Source organism: Paraburkholderia madseniana (genome assembly GCF_009690905.1).
Classification (GTDB): Bacteria; Pseudomonadota; Gammaproteobacteria; order Burkholderiales; family Burkholderiaceae; genus Paraburkholderia; species Paraburkholderia madseniana.
In genome coordinates, this window is record NZ_VOSW01000041.1 from 17,263 (window position 1) to 32,638 (window position 15,376).

The window sequence follows — 15,376 nt, forward strand, 5'->3', positions numbered from 1 at the left end:
CCGCAATGGCATCGGTAATAGGCTTCGCGGCACAAAAGTGCTCGTCGTGCGAGCGGTTTTTCTTGTGACAAGACGCAAATGCTTCGGCTTGGACTGGCGCTTACCGAGCGGCCACATCTTTCGCCTCTGTCGCCGGTTCCACCGAACGGAATGTCACGTACATCAGGTCCCCGGCCCTACTTCGCTAGCGTGGCGGCCGCTGCTCTCGTCGGCATTCAGAACACACCGAAGATCAACCGATACCGAACGCGGCTCATGAATTCGCGGTAGCTTCTATCCTTGGACAGCACGCGTTCTTCCCGAACGATTCGGCAGATCTGTACGCAGAAGTGCAGCGCGAACACGATGACATTCTGAAGTCCGAAGTTCGGAAGCAGAAAACCGACGTTTCTAATCATGTACCCGACGTACATCGGATGGCGCAAGACGCGATAAGGCCCGCTCACAACAACCCCTCGATTCGCGGGCAGAAGTCCGAATGAGCGCCGCAGCGCGAGCTTCGCCCAAAGCTGGATGACGATGCCGACAATTTGCAATCCGACGGCTACCCCCTCAGGAATAAGATGGATGCCGGGCTCCATCCGAAAAGCGACGTAGTAGAAGGTCCCGGTCACAGACATCACCATGCTGACGGGAGTAAAGTCCCGCTCGCGCGCAACACGTGCGAAGACCACCAGGCCGATGTCCAGGAGTGAGGTGAACAAAAAGAGCAACAGCGTGATTCGCGAAGGGTCCTTCAGAACCTGGAGGATCGCGGAAACGAGAAACACGGAAAGTGCCGACACGGTGCAGACGCGCAACGCAATCTCGATCACCAGTTGTTTGGGCGTCAGCCGCGCGGCAGATGAAGGAAGCGATACGGACGCCGGGGCATCGAGGCTGATCGAGGCGGTGGGCGCGCCTGGCCACCCCAGGTTTTCTTGTTCCATTGGCGTTGCGTGTCGATGTTAGGAAAGGTCGTCGCGCAGCTCGCGAGCCGCGTGCCAGACAGCATCGGGATCACTGCGCGAGGCGCGGTTCAATGTACGCTCCGTAGTTGGGTCCGACGCCGCTCGCAGATGTCGGTATCCTGTAACCCGCGACGAAATGCCCCTGAATGTATTTGTCGCTACCTCCAACCGATGCGTCGACGTAGAACGCGGCGAAAGCGACGATCGGAACATACGCCTTAATGTCGATTTGCGCCGCGACGGGAATGACGATTGTGACGTTCGTCGGCACCGAACTGTACAGCGTCGTTTTCGCGCCGGGTTCGACCCAGATGCTGTCGCCGATGCTCAGCGGCGTTGGATTGCCGTTCGCGATCAGCGAGCGAACGGTCGGCACGTTGTTCGCGTTGATCAGGAATGACGTCCACTGGCCGGCAGAACACGATGCCCCATAGACTTGACCGTTCGTAATGTTGAATTCGTAAGGCTGACCCGTCGATGGGTCGATCATGGGTTGATTGGTCTGCGCGTTCCAGTACTGGTTGAAAATGCACTGGTCCAGCACGACGGGAAACAGGCCGCCCGCGCCGACCGTCCCTGGCGACGCAGCCACGGCTACGGCAGTGGCGCTGCCGGGCGTGCTCAGCAGGTTCAGCAGGCCGCCCAGAAACAGATTGATCGCACCCCCGTTCTGGTTTGCCGCGCGCGTCACAATTACCTGCACTGCGGGCGCATCGTCGAGGCCCGGCGAAATCGTTGTCGGCTGAATGCCGGCTGGGCTGCCCGACAGGTTCCAGTAACCGGTCTGAATCGCGCCCGTCGTCAGCTTCTGCTGATCGGAGCGGTTTAGCGAGACGCTGTTACTTGCTGCGGTTTGCGCCAGAGCCCAGTTCGGCCCGCTAGTGCCGGCAGCCAATAGCGCGGCCGCACCGCTCAGCGCCGCGGCGTCGGCCGCATTTTGCAGTTCATTGCGCACCACGCTGACACGCGCAAGGTCGACTGCGAATGCGCCGAAGCTCAGCAACGCTACGAGGAACAACACGAAGAAGAGCGCCACGGAGCCGCGTTGCCGACTCAGGGGGCGGGATGGCTGAATTCGCGACGGGTTGGCAGTGCGCTTCATCTTCACCCTCACTCGTAATTCATCGCAGTTGTAGCCGTCAGCGTGACCGGGCCGGTCAGTGAACTGAAAGCAGAACCCACAACAAGGCCCTGGTACTGATAAGTCACCGTGACCGTCAATGGACTGCCGGGAGACGTGCCGCCTGACTGATCTACCGTAACGGTGGGTGTTGTAGCCGTGCCTCCAGTGACAAGATTCTGCTGCGTGTAATTCAGCGCGACATTGCTGATCTGGGTAACCGACAACTGGGGAATCCGCACTACCACCCCGGCGCGGGCCGCTTCCCGACTCGCATTGGTAATGACCGCCTTGTCGCACAACAGCAGGCTGACGTCGATAATGCCGAACAGCACCAGCATGAGGAACGGAAACACCAGAACGAATTCGAGCGCGATCACTCCGCGCTCGGCGCCGGCACGCGACCCACGTTGCGCCCGGACGGGGCAACGCGACGGGTTGACGGCGAGCGCGCGCTGATTCATTTCGGCGCCTCTGCGGGCGGCGAAACGCTTGCCGCTGTGGCCTTGCCGTCTGTACGCCGGGTATCTGAAGGATACCCGGCGAGCCTGTCGCGCAGCGATTGATAAAAGCGCAGGTTGTCGTCGGCCGAAGACGGCGGCAGATCGACCAGCAGGATCTTCTTCGCCGCCTCCGCGTTGCCGAGCATCCCGTACGCGAGAGCCAGGTTCTGGCGCGCCTGCAGAGGTGCATCCGGCAGGCCTGCGACGTCGAGCAGAGTGTTGGCGGCCTGACGGGGCTTATTCTCAAGAATGAAAGACAGGCCCAGGTTGATGCGCAAACCCTGTACCTCCGGGTGCGCCGCGAGCGCGCTGCGATAGATTGCCTGCGCGTCCGCGTGGCGGCCCTGAAGGTCGAGCACCGCGCCGAGACCCTCGCACGCCACAGGATCGTCAGGCTGGCTGGCTAGCAGCCCGCGATATAGCGCCGCTGCATCGTCAAGCCGGCGCTGCCGCAACGCCACGCGTGCGAGACCGAGTTGCGCTGCCGGCTTCACCAGGGTCTGCAGCGCGGCGAGCTGGTAAAGCGCTCGGGCTCGCTCGAGGTCGCCGGCCAGGTACATTGCATCGCCCAGACCGAGTTGCGCCTCGGGCGAGTTCGGGTTTGCCGCGAGCGCTTTTTCGAACAGTGTGCTCGCAAGCTCGACATCACCACCTCGCAAAGCACTGTCGGCGACGCGCAGATCGCTCGTTCCGTCGATGTTGCGCGACGACGAGATGGGGCGCGGGTTAAAACTGCCGCCGTTGGCGCAACCCGTCAGCAAAACGACGGCACACGGCAGCGCTATGACGATGGAGCGCAGCAACGTTGGGGAAATTTTCATTTGAAGACCGCTATCAGGCGAATCACAGCCGGGCCGGCCGCTATCAGGCCCACCGTCGGCAGGATGAAGAACATCATTGGCAACGTCATCTTGGTTGCAAGTTTCGCGGCCTTTTCTTCGAGCGTCATCATCTGCGCGGTCCGCTCGGCACGTGACAGCATGCGCAGCGAGTGGGTGATTGGAGTGCCGTACTGTTGCGACTGAATCAGCGTGGTCACGAGCGCGCGCACCGAGGGCAAACCGATTCGCGCCGCCAGGTGGCGCAAGGCGCCCGCACTGTCGCCGCTGACCTGCAGTTCGTCGCCGGTTACGGCAAACTCGTCGGCAAGCGGCGGACAGATCGTCTTCAGTTCTCGTGCGACGCGCTTCACGCCGACCACCAGACTGTTGCCCGCGTTGGTGCAGATCACCAGCAGGTCGAGCGCGTCGGGCAGACACGAAGCTATCGCCTTTTGCCGGCGGCTGATCAGCGTGTTCAGCGCAAGCTCGGGCAGCATCATCCCAACGATGAACACGCCGCCCATCATCAGTGCTCGAAACACAAAATACTCGCCAATGCGTGGCACATACGGACCGAGCACAATTGCCACCAGCGCGAACAACGCGCCGACCAGCAGCTTGAAGCCGATCATCATCGAAACCGCCCGGCGCTCGCGAAATCCGGCCCGGACCAACTGCTCGCCCAGCTGGTTGCGCTGCGCCGCACCGCCCACTGGCACGCGTTCGCCGAGCGATGCAAAGCGCTTCAGCAGGCGTTGCCAAAGGTCCGCTACGTGCTCTTCCGCGCGCAATGGTGGATGCGAGTCCGCGCGCATTGCGGCGATACGCGCGCGATGTGCGATGCGACGGCGGGTGCTGCGCGGCCGCATCAGCGCAAGCAGTAGTCCGCCGCAGAGCAGGAGCACCAGCGCAAGGTCGCGCACGGCATCAGAGTCAATAAAGTTCATCGCGACGTGTCCAGATTCGATATTTTTTGAATCAGCGAAAGACCGATGACAAGTAGCACCGCGGCAAGCGTCAGCATCTTGTGGCCAGCGCGTGTGTGAAACAGCAGGTCGACATACGGCCGGTTGATGACGTACAGGAAGCCCATAATGGCGAAGGGCACCGCGGAAATGATCTTGCTCGCGATTCGGCCCTCCGCGGTCAACGCTCGGGTCTTCAGACGAATGTCCCTGCGGGTGCGAATGATTCCAGACAAGTTCTCCAGCGTTTCCCCCAGATTTCCACCTGTCTCACGTTGCAGCAGCAGACACACTGCAAAGAACGAAAAATCGGCGATCTGCAGGCGTACGACTGCTTTGTCGAGCACTTCTTTCAGGTCCGCACCCAGCCGCAGGCTGTCGCCCATCGTGCGGAAAGTCGAGCGAACCGGTTCCTCGGCCTCCTTGCCAGCGGTGCTGATCGCCTGCACGACCGGGATGCCGGCACGCACCGCCCGGATGATGAGGTCGAGCGTATCGGGAAATACCAGCAGAAACCGCGCGCGGAAACGGGCGATCAGAAAGCGATAGGTGAACCGTATCGCGGCGAGCGACATGCAGGAATAAATAAACAGATGCGACCACCCAGGCAGCGGGGCGAGCCGCACGACGATGAACGCGACCACAGCGCCGGCTATACCACTCGCGCATACGAGACGGATGCCGCCCCCGCCGCTTACCGCCCTGATCCGCTGCACATATTGCTGGAACCACCTCTGGAACGCGCCGTAGTCCTTCGGCCGTTCGAATAATGCGCCGCTCGTGTCTGCTGGCGCAGACTGCTGCCTTGCGGCGCGCACCTGCTGAAGCTCTCTCATGCGCTCCTGAATACGCCGCCGCGGCCGACTGCGTGCGAGATCGCGCAGCGAAGATACGAGCATGCCTGTCAGCACGATCGCGACGAACGCACCGGCGCCGACGATGTCCGCTGGTGTCATGGCCGCATCGCCTCCATCAGGGTCGTCTCGAGGCCGTAGTAGGCAGCGCGTGTCGCGAACACAGGACGCAACGACGACGACTCGAAGGTGCCTTTCACGTCTTCCTGATAGGCGCTGGCATCGTAGCGAAACGCGAACAGATCTTGCGTGATGATCACGTCGCCTTCCATGCCCGCCAGCTCAGTCACGCGGGTAACGCGGCGCACGCCGTCGCGCATGCGTTCGACCTGCAGGATCAGATGTACGGCGCTGGCGATCTGGCGCCTGATCGCCGTAAGCGGCAGGTTCCCGTTCGCCATCATCACCATGCTTTCGAGCCGGGTGATCGCGTCGCGCGGCGTATTCGCGTGAATGGTCGTCATCGAACCGTCGTGACCGGTGTTCATTGCCTGCAGTACGTCGAATGCCTCGGGACCGCGTGTTTCGCCCAGAATGATGCGGTCGGGACGCATCCGCAACGCATTGCGCACGAGATCTCTCTGCGTCACCGCGCCGAGTCCCTCGCTGTTCTCTGGGCGCGTTTCGAGGCTTACGACGTGGGGTTGCTGCAATTGCAGTTCCGCGGCGTCCTCGATAGTCACGACACGTTCGTGTTCGTCAATGTGTTGCGACAGAGCATTGAGCAAAGTCGTCTTGCCCGAACCTGTACCGCCCGAGATGATGATGTTGAGACGGCACGCGCCGGCGATCTTCAGCAAGCGGACCATCTCCGGCGACATGTTGCCTTGCTGGGCCATTCTTGCAAGCGTGATATTGCGCCGTGAGAACTTCCGGATCGAGATCGATGCGCCGCGTAGCGCGATCGGCGGCAGCACGACGTTGACCCGGCTTCCGTCGGCCAGTCGCGCGTCGACCATCGGGCTGCTTTCGTCGACGCGTCGGCCAACCGCAGCTGCAATGCGCTGCGCGACGTTAGTCACATGCGCGTTGTCGCGGAACTTCAGCGACGTCAGTTCAAGCCGGCCATGCCGCTCGGCATAGACCTGATCCGGACCGTTGACGAGGATATCCGTCACCGCATCATCGGCGAGCAGCGGTTCGATGGGGCCGACGCCAAACATGTCGTTGAGGATTTCGCCGACGATCTGGGCCTGCTCGCCAGGCGTGATGTGCAGCTGTTCGCGTATCACCGCGTCGGCAGCGATTTCCTCGATGCCTGCGCGCACCTGGTCGCGCGTTTTCATCAGCGCGGCAGACATGTTCATCGATGCAAAAACTACCGCGCGGATTTTCCTGAAGTTTTCCGAGCGAATCACGGTCTCGTAGCCGTCAGGCGGCGTGCGCGGATGCGGATGCGCAGGCGCAGGCGCAGGCGCCGCGGGCTGCACGGTTTCTGCGTCGGCGAGCGGCAAAGGCTCCGGGATGGGTTTTTTGGCGCCGAACATCAGCCGCTTCTCCGCATTTTGAATAACCGCAGGTGCCAGGGAGCGGGCGCCGGAGACTCACGGCCGGTGAGGCTGTTTGCAACGCGTTCGATAGCGGCGGCAAACCCCAGAGGCTTCCTGCGATCGCCGAGCGGTTCGCCCAGGTTTTCGGCCCGCGCAAGGGGCTTTGGATCGTACGGCAATTCGTGCACGACGGCGCGTCCCAGCGCGCGCTTGAAGTCCAGAGGCTGGACGCGGTCCGCGACGGGTTCGAGCGGATTGTTCAGCAGCACCGAGATCACCGGTTCGCCCGAGCGATCTTCGGTGAAGCGGAGCAGGCGCATGCACTCGCGTGACGCATACACGGAAGGATCCGCCACGATGCAGATGACCTGTGATGCGTCGAGCGCCTCTTCGACGATGCGGCCGCTCCGGGCCGGCAGATCGAGCAGCACATAATGGAAGCGGCGCTTGAGCGTATTGATCAGGTCGGCGAGCGCACCCGGACGCACGGTGAACTCGGTTTCATAGGGAAGCTCTGACGACAGCGTGAAGAGCCGTTCACCGGCTGCCACCACCGCTTGATCGAGTGCCTGCGGATCGATGCTGCGCGTGTCCTGCAACAGATCAGTCAGCCCGTTGCCTCCGGGTAGCCCAAGCGTGGAACCGGCCGCCCCGCCGTGCAGGTTCAGGTCGACGTACACCACATGTCTGAGCGTTTCATCCGTCAGATGTCGCGCGAGCGAGACGGCGATCGTCGTCACACCTACGCCACCTCGTGCGCCAATGAAGCTGATCACCTTGCCGGTGCGTGCCTGGGCGGACGGATCACGAGCCGACAGTGCGCGCAGGAGCAGTTCGACCGTCACAGGCTTGACGAGATAGTCCTGGATCCCAATCTCGAGCAGGCTGCGATACAGACCGACATCGTTGCGATCGCCGATCACAACGACGGCGACCGACGGCGCACACACGTCGGCCAGTCGAGCGAGGTCCGACAATGGCATGTCGGAGCCGGACACGTCGACCAGCAACTGGCGCGGCGGCCGCGTGAGATTCTGCAGCAGACGGATCGCGTCGTCGATGTTGCCGATCTGCGCGTGCGCATTCGATATCGCCTGATCGACAATCAGGCTCTTCACGGCATCGACGCTGGTTGCATCAGAGACAACCGCAAGCAGGTCCGCCGCGTGTGCTGCGGCCGAACTCGCGGGACGAAACATGTCGAGCGCATTCATGAGGGGCGTGTCAGTGTGTCAATGGACTTGTCGTCGACGTGGCGTTCGGCTGCTTCACGCGGCCTTCGTCATAGCGGCGCACCGCGCCTGCGGCCGTCGTTGCGTCGGCGCCGGCGTACGGCAGCGGATCGACGAGATCCTCCGGCCGGGCGAGCATCACCGCGAGATTCGTATACGTCGCGCAGCCGAATGGCATGCTCGCGCGCGCGACGCCCGCATCGACCAGATGCGACGGCTGGACCAGCGTCGCGCAGTCCGGCGCGATCGCGTGGCGGCTGTCGAAGCCGATGACCGATGCATCGGGAAGTCCGAGTGGCGGAGTTGCGGACATGCAGCCGGGCAGCAAAAGCGGCAGCAGTCCAATACCGATCAGTCGAAGGAGCATGGCATGGTTCCCGATAGGTCAATAGACGAAGCCCGCGGCCCCGACGAGGCGCGGCACGTTCCCCGACAGCGGATCGAGCCCGAGCTTGCTCTGCAGCACATACTCGATGTCGCTGCTCGGCCGCACGATGGTGTCGATCGGTTGCCGCAGACGGCCGGGGTCAGCGGGCTGCACGATGTAAGGCGTCACGATGACCACCACTTCGGACTTGTCGTTGAGATAGTTCTTCGACGAGAACAGCTTGCCCAATACCGGAAGCTTGCCCAGGCCCGGCAACTCCGAGAGGACGTCGCTGGTCCTGCTCTGCAGCAGTCCGCCAATGGCGAAGCTTTGTCCACTCGACAATTCGACGGTGGTCTCGACGCGGCGCACGGTGAGCGCGGGCACCTTGATGCTGTCGATCGTCACGCTGTTGGTCGGATCGATCTCGCTGACTTCGGGGCGCACCTTGAGGCTGATCCGGTTATCCGACAGCACCGTGGGCGTGAAATCGAGCGACACGCCATAGGGCTTGAACTCGATCGTGATCGAATTGGTCTGGCCTTGCGGAACCGGGATCGGAAACTCGCCACCTGCGAGGAAACTGGCGGTTTCGCCAGACATCGCGGTGAGGTTCGGTTCCGCGAGCATCGTGATCAAGCCTTCCTGATCGAGCGCGTCGAGCACCCCGTCAATCGCCCATTTGCCGGCGTGGAACGCCCCGAGGACCGAGAATGCGCCGGTTGACGAAAGCGTCGTCGTGGCAGCGGACGCACGGCCGTTGAACAGGCCGCCGATGAAGTTTCCGCTTTGGCCGAGTGCGTTCCAGTTGATGCCCAATTGCTGCGTCACGTTGCGGTCCACTTCGGTGATGCGCACGCGCAGATTGACCTGGATTGGCCGCGTCAACGTCAGCCGGTTAACCAGCGTCTCCTTGTCGTGCAGATACGGTGTAAGGGACTGCATCACGGCGTCCGCGGCCGCCGCGTCGGGCACGCGCCCAGCGACCATCAGCGAACCGGGAGCACCCGTCAGGTTCAGCTGAAAGTGCGGGAAGCGGGCGTCGAGCATACGCTGTATCGATGGCGTATCCGCACTGACCACGACGGTTTCCCGCAGGATCGTGCGATTGTGGGCGCCGAGCGCGAACAAGGTCGTCGTGCCCGCCTTCTTGCCGAGCACAAATACCGTTTGAGGCGTCGGTACGTGCACGTCCGCGACACCCGGATCGGCGACGAACACCGCGACGGCTGGCTCGGGCAGGTGCAGCATTTCGCCCCCGCCTGCCGCGACCGCCAGCGACGGATCGATGCTCGCAGCGAGCGCGCCATGCATCAGTGCGACCGTCAGTCCGAATCCGGCGATCAACCGCACCTGCACTGCCGAATAGACACGATGCAACATGAATCCTTCCTGTTAATTTCGGGTCTCACCGCCTGGGCAAGCCGAAGGGTCAGCGTTGTGTAGTGGGCTGTTCCGGCAACGGGTTCTGCCCGGCAACCGTCGTCGGCGGGTTCGGCGGCAGTGGTGGCACACCCGCGGCACCGGTACTGCCTTGAAGCCTTGCATCCCCGCCTGCGTCCGATACCTGGGAGCCGCGGTAGACGATCACCGGATGCGGGGCAGCCGGGACCGACCCCGCCGTGCCGTGCGCCGATACGCGTACCGTTGACAGGGCACGCGAGACGTCGCCGGCCCACACGGGTGGTGTTTGCGGCAGCGTCTCATTGCCGGTGACGGGCGGATTGCGATCGCTAGTCGCAAAACTGCGCAGCGCGAGTGACAGCGAACCCAGATGCGTCGCGACGGCGATCACCTGCGCGGTATGCGGCGTCACCTCGAACGTGACCGTTCGCGCACGCGTATTCGCGTCTGCCGTATCTGCCTTGGGTCGCTGGAAGACCGAACCGACTGCGAGCACGCGAACGCGGTTGACCACCGTCTCGCTTTCCACAGAGCGAGCGGTGTTCTCCGGCGCACGGGCCGGCCCGTCGAGTTGCTGCGTGAGCAGCACGTCGACGTAGTCCCCTGGCTGGATCAGGCCGGCGTTGCCCGAAACGTCGTCGATGGCAACTGAAGTTGCACGCATGCCGGGCTTCAATGCAGCAGCGAGAAATCCCGGCGCATTGGGCGGAATGACATCCGCAGTGCCTAGCGGCGTGCCGGCTGTCACCGCGTGGCGCAGCACATCGCCTTTCAGGTCCGTTGCATCTGCGCTGTCAGCGTCGCTCTTTACAAGCGCACCCTGCTGGAGCTGCTTGTGAGGAACATCTTTCCAGGCGAGGTCGCTGTCGCGCAGCAACATCCCCTCTGGCAGATCAGCGGCTGCGACGCGCACCCGATCCATCGCCGGCGGCCGCGCCTGGCCCGGCTGCGATGCGGCGACGAACAACGCGCGGAAAATGATCGCGCCGACCGAGGCGAGTATCACGAGGATGACGATCTTTAAAATTCTGGGCATGGGCGTGGCGATCGGCTGTCAGATCGGCTACAGAGAGTTCAAGACGGGCAGCCATACGGCCGCGATGCCGCCGAACGCAAGAGGGACGCCGTAGGGCACGCTGCACGGCGAAGCGGGCTGCGTGGATGCTGGCGCGGAATGCGTCGCATGTCTGCGGACGAGACCTATGATCAGCGCTGTCAAGCCGAGAACCAGGCCGCCGGAAGATACGATGAAAAACACCGGCCATGCGTAGGCAGGACCTGCCCACAGGAAAACGGCGGCGGCCAGCTTGACATCGCCTCCGCCCATCCAGCCGCAGCGGAACAAAAGCGCGAACAGTGCAAAGCCGATGGCAGCAGCACCGAGGTGATCCGCGAGCGACGCGATGCTTACTCCAGCAACAGCAGCATCGATCCCGTAAAGACAGGCCACGAGCAATACGGCGCGTGTCGGCAAGCGGCGCGAGCGGATATCGCGCACCGCCAGTGATGCCAATACAAGACAAGCCGCTGATTTCGCCGCGTACAGCATGGGTGGCTTTTCCTTATTTTCCGCTGTGCCCGGGACGCCCGGCGCCCCTTGGGGAAGCCGGGCTGGCCCACTGATCCCGCAATGTCTGGAGATATCGATTAACCGTTCTGTGCGTTCGTAACCTTCGTGACCATGTTCGTGAACAGCGCAGGCAGACCGCCAGCGCCACCGAAAATAGCGCCGGCCGCCACGACCGCAATGACTACGATGCCGGCGAGCACCGCATACTCGAGCGCACTAACGCCGCGCTCGTCGCGCGACAGAGACTTGATAAATTGAAGCATGAGGACTCCGTAGGTGAGTTTGACTTTTGTAAGGATGCCGAAAGAACGAAGCTGCGTTAAAACGCGATGCGACGGGTTTCTGAGTCAATTGTTGAAGGCGCAGACGTGTCAGACCCGGGAGCGAAAAGATCGCATCAGTTTCAGACTCGTCACAAAGGTGAAACGTTTGCGTGCGAGACGGCATGCAGACAACATCCGGATCCTTCAACACTGCTGAGGATAACGATGGCCCCACACCGGCAAACCGAAGAAATGAGGCTAGAAACCCTCGCTATTCAAAGATTTTTTTGATCAGACAAATAGAGGACTGTCATTTCGGCTAGGCCTCGCCATCAAAGTGATCGCAGCATGCAAGGTTGAAAAAGAAACCATTCGTTTCGCGACAGAATGAATTTGCAGTTTCACGTGATTATCAGCGTGCATCCCGCACGATCGCGCCTCGCCATACCGCCGTCGCTCGATCTATAGCGGCCGCTCGTTGCTGGATACCCCTTGCGATGAGACTCGCCAGATCGCTCGCCTGCGTAGCTGTCAACAGGCCGGCAAGCGGGCAGCGATGCTCGACATGGAAGCGTTGAATGTACGTGAAGGGAAAGCACTGAGCCCGCAGGCCGGACGCTTCCGCCGAGCTGGCCGCTGATGCGCGGCCGTCATACCACGGCGACCCGTCACATACGTCTGTGTCAGGCCTTTCGTGGGGCGCCTTCATGGCGATCCAATACCAGGTTGCGTACTCGGGCTCGGTAGTCGGGGCAGGCGTGGTCGTCGGCGGCCGTAGTCGGAGACAATTTCTATGCGAAGACTAACTACAACTACTGGGCCGACACGAACAACATCGTCGTCCTTCACCCTCAGGCGATTGCGCCCACGGTTCCTTTCAGTCCGGAAGATTGCTGCGACTGGTTCGGTTATACCGGCCCCGACTATGCGCTGAAATCGGGTTCGCAGCTTACTGCGGTCCATGCCATGATCGGCCGGCTGCGCGCGAACCCGTAATCCACAGGCGCGTGCGCGTAGAAAGGTACGGAACGATAAGTTCAATGCCAGACAGAAGAATCTAGACGCGGCGAGATGTGCCATGTTCGCGAGCCGGTTCGCGCCCCGGCGACAGGTTCTAAACGTCCGTATTGGACCGAACCTAAGTCCCCTGTGCGCCGATACAGATCATTCGAGTTTCTCGACAGCCGACGTTCGCGTCCGACTCAATTTCGACGCGCGCGAACGACCGCTTCGGCCGACAAGCAACACTTCACCATTGGGAATCGAATGGCCGGTTCCTGAGTGGAACCGACGCCTGAATGTCTGAGCGACGTTGCGCGCGAACGACGCTTCATGGCCGAGCCCGGAACTCCGGAAGCCGGCCGAGTCCGGTCAGACGCCCCTCGGCCGCGAACTTCGCTAGTCGGCCCTCACCGCACCTTCGTCTCGCGAGAAATCACCCGCTCGCGGGCCACGCTTGCCACCCCGAACCGCCAGTTGGCATCTGAACGCTCATCCACCTCGCGGACCAGCTGAAAGCGCTGCTCGGGCTGGGCTCCAACGCGTTTGCTCGTGCTGGGAATGCGAACAGCTCAACCTTTTCCGCGCCTCGCCGATATACCGCTCTAACGCAGCCTCGAGTTGGACAGACGCGACGCTTGCTGGAGCGGCCAGTGGACAAGGACAGTTTCCTGCGAAACGCCGTTCGCCGAACGGGCGAGCGGCGCCTGGCACGCTTCGAAGAAGACCCTTCCCGATCGAAGAATCTTCCAGCCCATAGCGCGCATGCCAGCACGACAAGGAAGGCAGTCACAGGAACCATCAGTCGGTCCCCATGTGAAGCCCGTCAGGTTGTCAATGCTGCGAGCATGGGCCAAACCGCAATCCCCCGATTCAGGTGCCTCAGGAGGGCACGCTTCACTATCATGAAACGAATCTATGCCACGTTCCTCACCGCCCTTCTGATCGCTACGCTCGCGCCGGAGTGTTACGGACAGTACAGCACCGACTGGGTGGCGAACACATTTGGGACCAACGCTACCCACGTGGGTAGCGTCGCGCGCTCCATGTGGATAGCGCCCGAGGGCGTCATCTACACGGCTTCCATGTGGGACGAAAACGAAGGTGGTGTCGCGATATACCAGAACGGCCAAAGCCTGGGATCCATAGGAGGTCACGGCGAGTTTCAGGGCAGCGCCATTACGGGTAACGCAACTTCGATCTTCGCCGCTCTGCAATTTAATGCCACTTACGGCAGCGGCACGGTCGGGCGGTACAACCGAACCACTCAAACTCGCGACTTTCTTATCTCGGTCAGCGCGACAACGACTGAGCAGCGGGCTGATGTAATCACGGGACTCGCGACGTCGGGCTCGCTCCTTTATGCGAGCGACTCGCCTGGAAATCGCATCCGCGTCTACACCACCGACGGCGTCTGGCGGCAGGATATCGCCGTCTCAAGCCCTGGCGCGCTCGCGGTGGACAGCGCAGGAAACATCTGGGTTGCGCAGAAGAGCGCGGGCGCGATCCTCGAATTCAATCCGGCCGGCGTGCTCGTGAACACCATCCAGATGTCCGTCGCCTCTCGACCGTCCTCGCTGTATCTCGATTCGTCGACCGGGTTTCTCATGATCGGCGACGCGGGCCCCGACATGAACATCAAGATCTATAACACTTTGGTCATTCCATTTCTGATCAGTACATTTGGCATTCAGGGGGGATATCTCGATACGACAACGGGAATCAAAGGCCAGGTTGGCGACAGGCGTTTTACCCGCGTCACCGGCATCGGCAAAGACGCCGCCGGCAACCTGTACGTGCTCAACAACCCGTGGGGCGGAAGCTGGGACCTCGGCCGCGACGGCGGCACCGACATTCACTCCTACGACAGTTCTGGCCACCTGCAATGGAAGCTTCAGTCTCTGAACTTCGAGGGGGTCGCCGCTCCGGACCCGGCTACCGACGGCGCGTACTTCTATGGAGGGACCAACATCTACACCGGCACCGCTGGGGGAACCTTCGTAGCGAACACGGTCGATCCGATCGACTATCCATCCGATCCACGCATCAACATCAACGATCGCTCACGGGATGAGCACTTCGGTCAACTTGCCACCGTCGGCGCCAACCGGATCCTCGTGGCGTCCGGCCAGAATCCCGATACTTTCTACTTCTTCCACTTCAATGCTGCGAATGGCTACATCGCCATACCGGACGCCACGCTTCCGGGTACGGCGTTCAATACGACCGCACCGGTCAGGGACGGATTCTGCCTCGACAGCAAAGGGGACGTCTGGGCCGGTTTGGACAAGACGAATGCCATCTGGCACTATCCGCTGACCGGCTTCGATGCCAACGGGAAGCCGAGTTGGGGAGCAGGAATTGCAACGCCCATTCCGGGCACGATCACGCCATTGACGCGGATCATCTACCTGCCGGAAAGCGACACGATGATCCTGGCCCAGGGAGTTGTCGGGAGCGCAGACTGGACGTCGATCGGAACGCGGATCGAGGTGTATCACGGCTGGCTCGCAGGCAACACGACCGCTCCCAATCCGGTGATCAACCTCACCAGCGCCAATCCCAAGTCGATCACGGCGGCCGGCAACTATCTCTTCGTCGGATACGTACACACCGTGCCCAACATCGACGCCTTCAATCTCACCACAGGCAGCCTGGACACCACGTTGATCAACAGCAACCCCAACACCGTGTACGTCGGCAATGACGTGGATTCGATGTACGGCCTTCGATCGTACCGTCGGTCGACCGGGGAGTACGTGATCACGAAGGACAACTACAACGGGGCCAGCGTCATCATCTATCGCTGGACACACTGATCGACAGTGCTCGTCGCGG

Annotated in this window: 14 protein-coding genes; 1 reads left to right on the plus strand and 13 read right to left on the minus strand. The window is 61.9% G+C overall.

Going from position 1 to position 15,376, the window contains the following annotated elements:
• Positions 1-215: 215 nt before the first annotated feature.
• From FSO04_RS21680 to FSO04_RS21740, 13 genes are all read right to left on the minus strand, one after another.
• Positions 216-929 carry a methyltransferase family protein gene (locus FSO04_RS21680; protein ID WP_233464937.1) on the minus strand — a complete coding sequence of 238 codons (714 nt, stop codon included), beginning with the start codon at positions 927-929 and terminating at the stop codon, positions 216-218.
• A 70-nt stretch (positions 930-999) separates the two neighbouring features.
• Positions 1,000-2,052 (minus strand): pilus assembly protein TadG-related protein, encoded by a 1,053-nt coding sequence (locus tag FSO04_RS21685; protein WP_154562307.1) that lies wholly within the window; start codon positions 2,050-2,052, stop codon positions 1,000-1,002.
• Positions 2,053-2,060: 8 nt separating this feature from the next.
• Positions 2,061-2,534, minus strand: a complete 474-nt coding sequence (locus tag FSO04_RS21690) for a TadE/TadG family type IV pilus assembly protein (RefSeq protein ID WP_154562309.1) — start codon at positions 2,532-2,534, stop codon at positions 2,061-2,063.
• Positions 2,531-3,394, minus strand: a complete 864-nt coding sequence (locus FSO04_RS21695; RefSeq protein WP_154562311.1) for a tetratricopeptide repeat protein — start codon at positions 3,392-3,394, stop codon at positions 2,531-2,533. Before FSO04_RS21695 ends, FSO04_RS21690 begins: the two co-directional genes overlap by 4 nt.
• On the minus strand, positions 3,391-4,341 hold the full coding sequence (locus FSO04_RS21700; protein WP_154562313.1) for a type II secretion system F family protein: 951 nt from the start codon (positions 4,339-4,341) through the stop codon (positions 3,391-3,393). The genes FSO04_RS21695 and FSO04_RS21700 overlap by 4 nt, the downstream gene beginning before the upstream one ends.
• Positions 4,338-5,315, minus strand: coding sequence for a type II secretion system F family protein (locus tag FSO04_RS21705; protein ID WP_154562315.1), 978 nt, complete (start codon positions 5,313-5,315; stop codon positions 4,338-4,340). Before FSO04_RS21705 ends, FSO04_RS21700 begins: the two co-directional genes overlap by 4 nt.
• Entirely contained in the window at positions 5,312-6,700 is a 1,389-nt protein-coding gene (locus tag FSO04_RS21710; RefSeq protein ID WP_414693448.1) for a TadA family conjugal transfer-associated ATPase, read from the minus strand. Before FSO04_RS21710 ends, FSO04_RS21705 begins: the two co-directional genes overlap by 4 nt.
• Positions 6,700-7,917 (minus strand): CpaE/TadZ family protein, encoded by a 1,218-nt coding sequence (locus FSO04_RS21715; RefSeq protein WP_154562319.1) that lies wholly within the window; start codon positions 7,915-7,917, stop codon positions 6,700-6,702. Before FSO04_RS21715 ends, FSO04_RS21710 begins: the two co-directional genes overlap by 1 nt.
• 10 nt (positions 7,918-7,927) lie before the next feature.
• On the minus strand, positions 7,928-8,302 hold the full coding sequence (locus FSO04_RS21720) for a CpaD family pilus assembly lipoprotein (protein WP_154562321.1): 375 nt from the start codon (positions 8,300-8,302) through the stop codon (positions 7,928-7,930).
• An 18-nt stretch (positions 8,303-8,320) separates the two neighbouring features.
• Positions 8,321-9,616 carry a type II and III secretion system protein family protein gene (locus FSO04_RS21725; RefSeq protein WP_154562407.1) on the minus strand — a complete coding sequence of 432 codons (1,296 nt, stop codon included), beginning with the start codon at positions 9,614-9,616 and terminating at the stop codon, positions 8,321-8,323.
• Positions 9,617-9,734: 118 nt separating this feature from the next.
• Positions 9,735-10,742, minus strand: a complete 1,008-nt coding sequence (gene cpaB / locus FSO04_RS21730; protein ID WP_154562323.1) for a Flp pilus assembly protein CpaB — start codon at positions 10,740-10,742, stop codon at positions 9,735-9,737.
• Between the two features lie 27 nt (positions 10,743-10,769).
• The gene (locus FSO04_RS21735; protein ID WP_154562325.1) at positions 10,770-11,255 is read right to left on the minus strand and encodes an A24 family peptidase; all 486 of its coding nucleotides are present in this window, start codon (positions 11,253-11,255) and stop codon (positions 10,770-10,772) included.
• A gap of 98 nt (positions 11,256-11,353) precedes the next feature.
• A complete protein-coding gene (locus tag FSO04_RS21740) occupies positions 11,354-11,539 on the minus strand; it encodes a Flp family type IVb pilin (protein WP_154562327.1) in 186 nt (61 codons plus the stop codon).
• 1,904 nt (positions 11,540-13,443) lie between these two features.
• Here FSO04_RS21740 and FSO04_RS21745 point away from each other — a divergent pair.
• A complete protein-coding gene (locus FSO04_RS21745; protein ID WP_166618228.1) occupies positions 13,444-15,357 on the plus strand; it encodes an SMP-30/gluconolactonase/LRE family protein in 1,914 nt (637 codons plus the stop codon).
• The last annotated feature ends 19 nt before the right edge of the window (positions 15,358-15,376 follow it).

Bases quoted from the DNA above. Each gene is read 5' to 3' on its own strand.
- cpaB (WP_154562323.1), bottom strand. From the start codon at position 10,742: ATGCCCAGAATTTTAAAGATCGTCATCCTCGTGATACTCGCCTCGGTC.
- FSO04_RS21720 (WP_154562321.1), bottom strand. From the start codon at position 8,302: ATGCTCCTTCGACTGATCGGTATTGGACTGCTGCCGCTTTTGCTGCCC.
- FSO04_RS21725 (WP_154562407.1), bottom strand. From the start codon at position 9,616: ATGCATGGCGCGCTCGCTGCGAGCATCGATCCGTCGCTGGCGGTCGCG.
- FSO04_RS21715 (WP_154562319.1), bottom strand. From the start codon at position 7,917: ATGAATGCGCTCGACATGTTTCGTCCCGCGAGTTCGGCCGCAGCACAC.
- FSO04_RS21685 (WP_154562307.1), bottom strand. From the start codon at position 2,052: ATGAAGCGCACTGCCAACCCGTCGCGAATTCAGCCATCCCGCCCCCTG.
- FSO04_RS21705 (WP_154562315.1), bottom strand. From the start codon at position 5,315: ATGACACCAGCGGACATCGTCGGCGCCGGTGCGTTCGTCGCGATCGTG.
- FSO04_RS21680 (WP_233464937.1), bottom strand. From the start codon at position 929: ATGGAACAAGAAAACCTGGGGTGGCCAGGCGCGCCCACCGCCTCGATC.
- FSO04_RS21735 (WP_154562325.1), bottom strand. From the start codon at position 11,255: ATGCTGTACGCGGCGAAATCAGCGGCTTGTCTTGTATTGGCATCACTG.
- FSO04_RS21710 (WP_414693448.1), bottom strand. From the start codon at position 6,700: ATGTTCGGCGCCAAAAAACCCATCCCGGAGCCTTTGCCGCTCGCCGAC.
- FSO04_RS21700 (WP_154562313.1), bottom strand. From the start codon at position 4,341: ATGAACTTTATTGACTCTGATGCCGTGCGCGACCTTGCGCTGGTGCTC.
- FSO04_RS21740 (WP_154562327.1), bottom strand. From the start codon at position 11,539: ATGCTTCAATTTATCAAGTCTCTGTCGCGCGACGAGCGCGGCGTTAGT.
- FSO04_RS21690 (WP_154562309.1), bottom strand. From the start codon at position 2,534: ATGAATCAGCGCGCGCTCGCCGTCAACCCGTCGCGTTGCCCCGTCCGG.
- FSO04_RS21745 (WP_166618228.1), top strand. From the start codon at position 13,444: ATGAAACGAATCTATGCCACGTTCCTCACCGCCCTTCTGATCGCTACG.
- FSO04_RS21695 (WP_154562311.1), bottom strand. From the start codon at position 3,394: ATGAAAATTTCCCCAACGTTGCTGCGCTCCATCGTCATAGCGCTGCCG.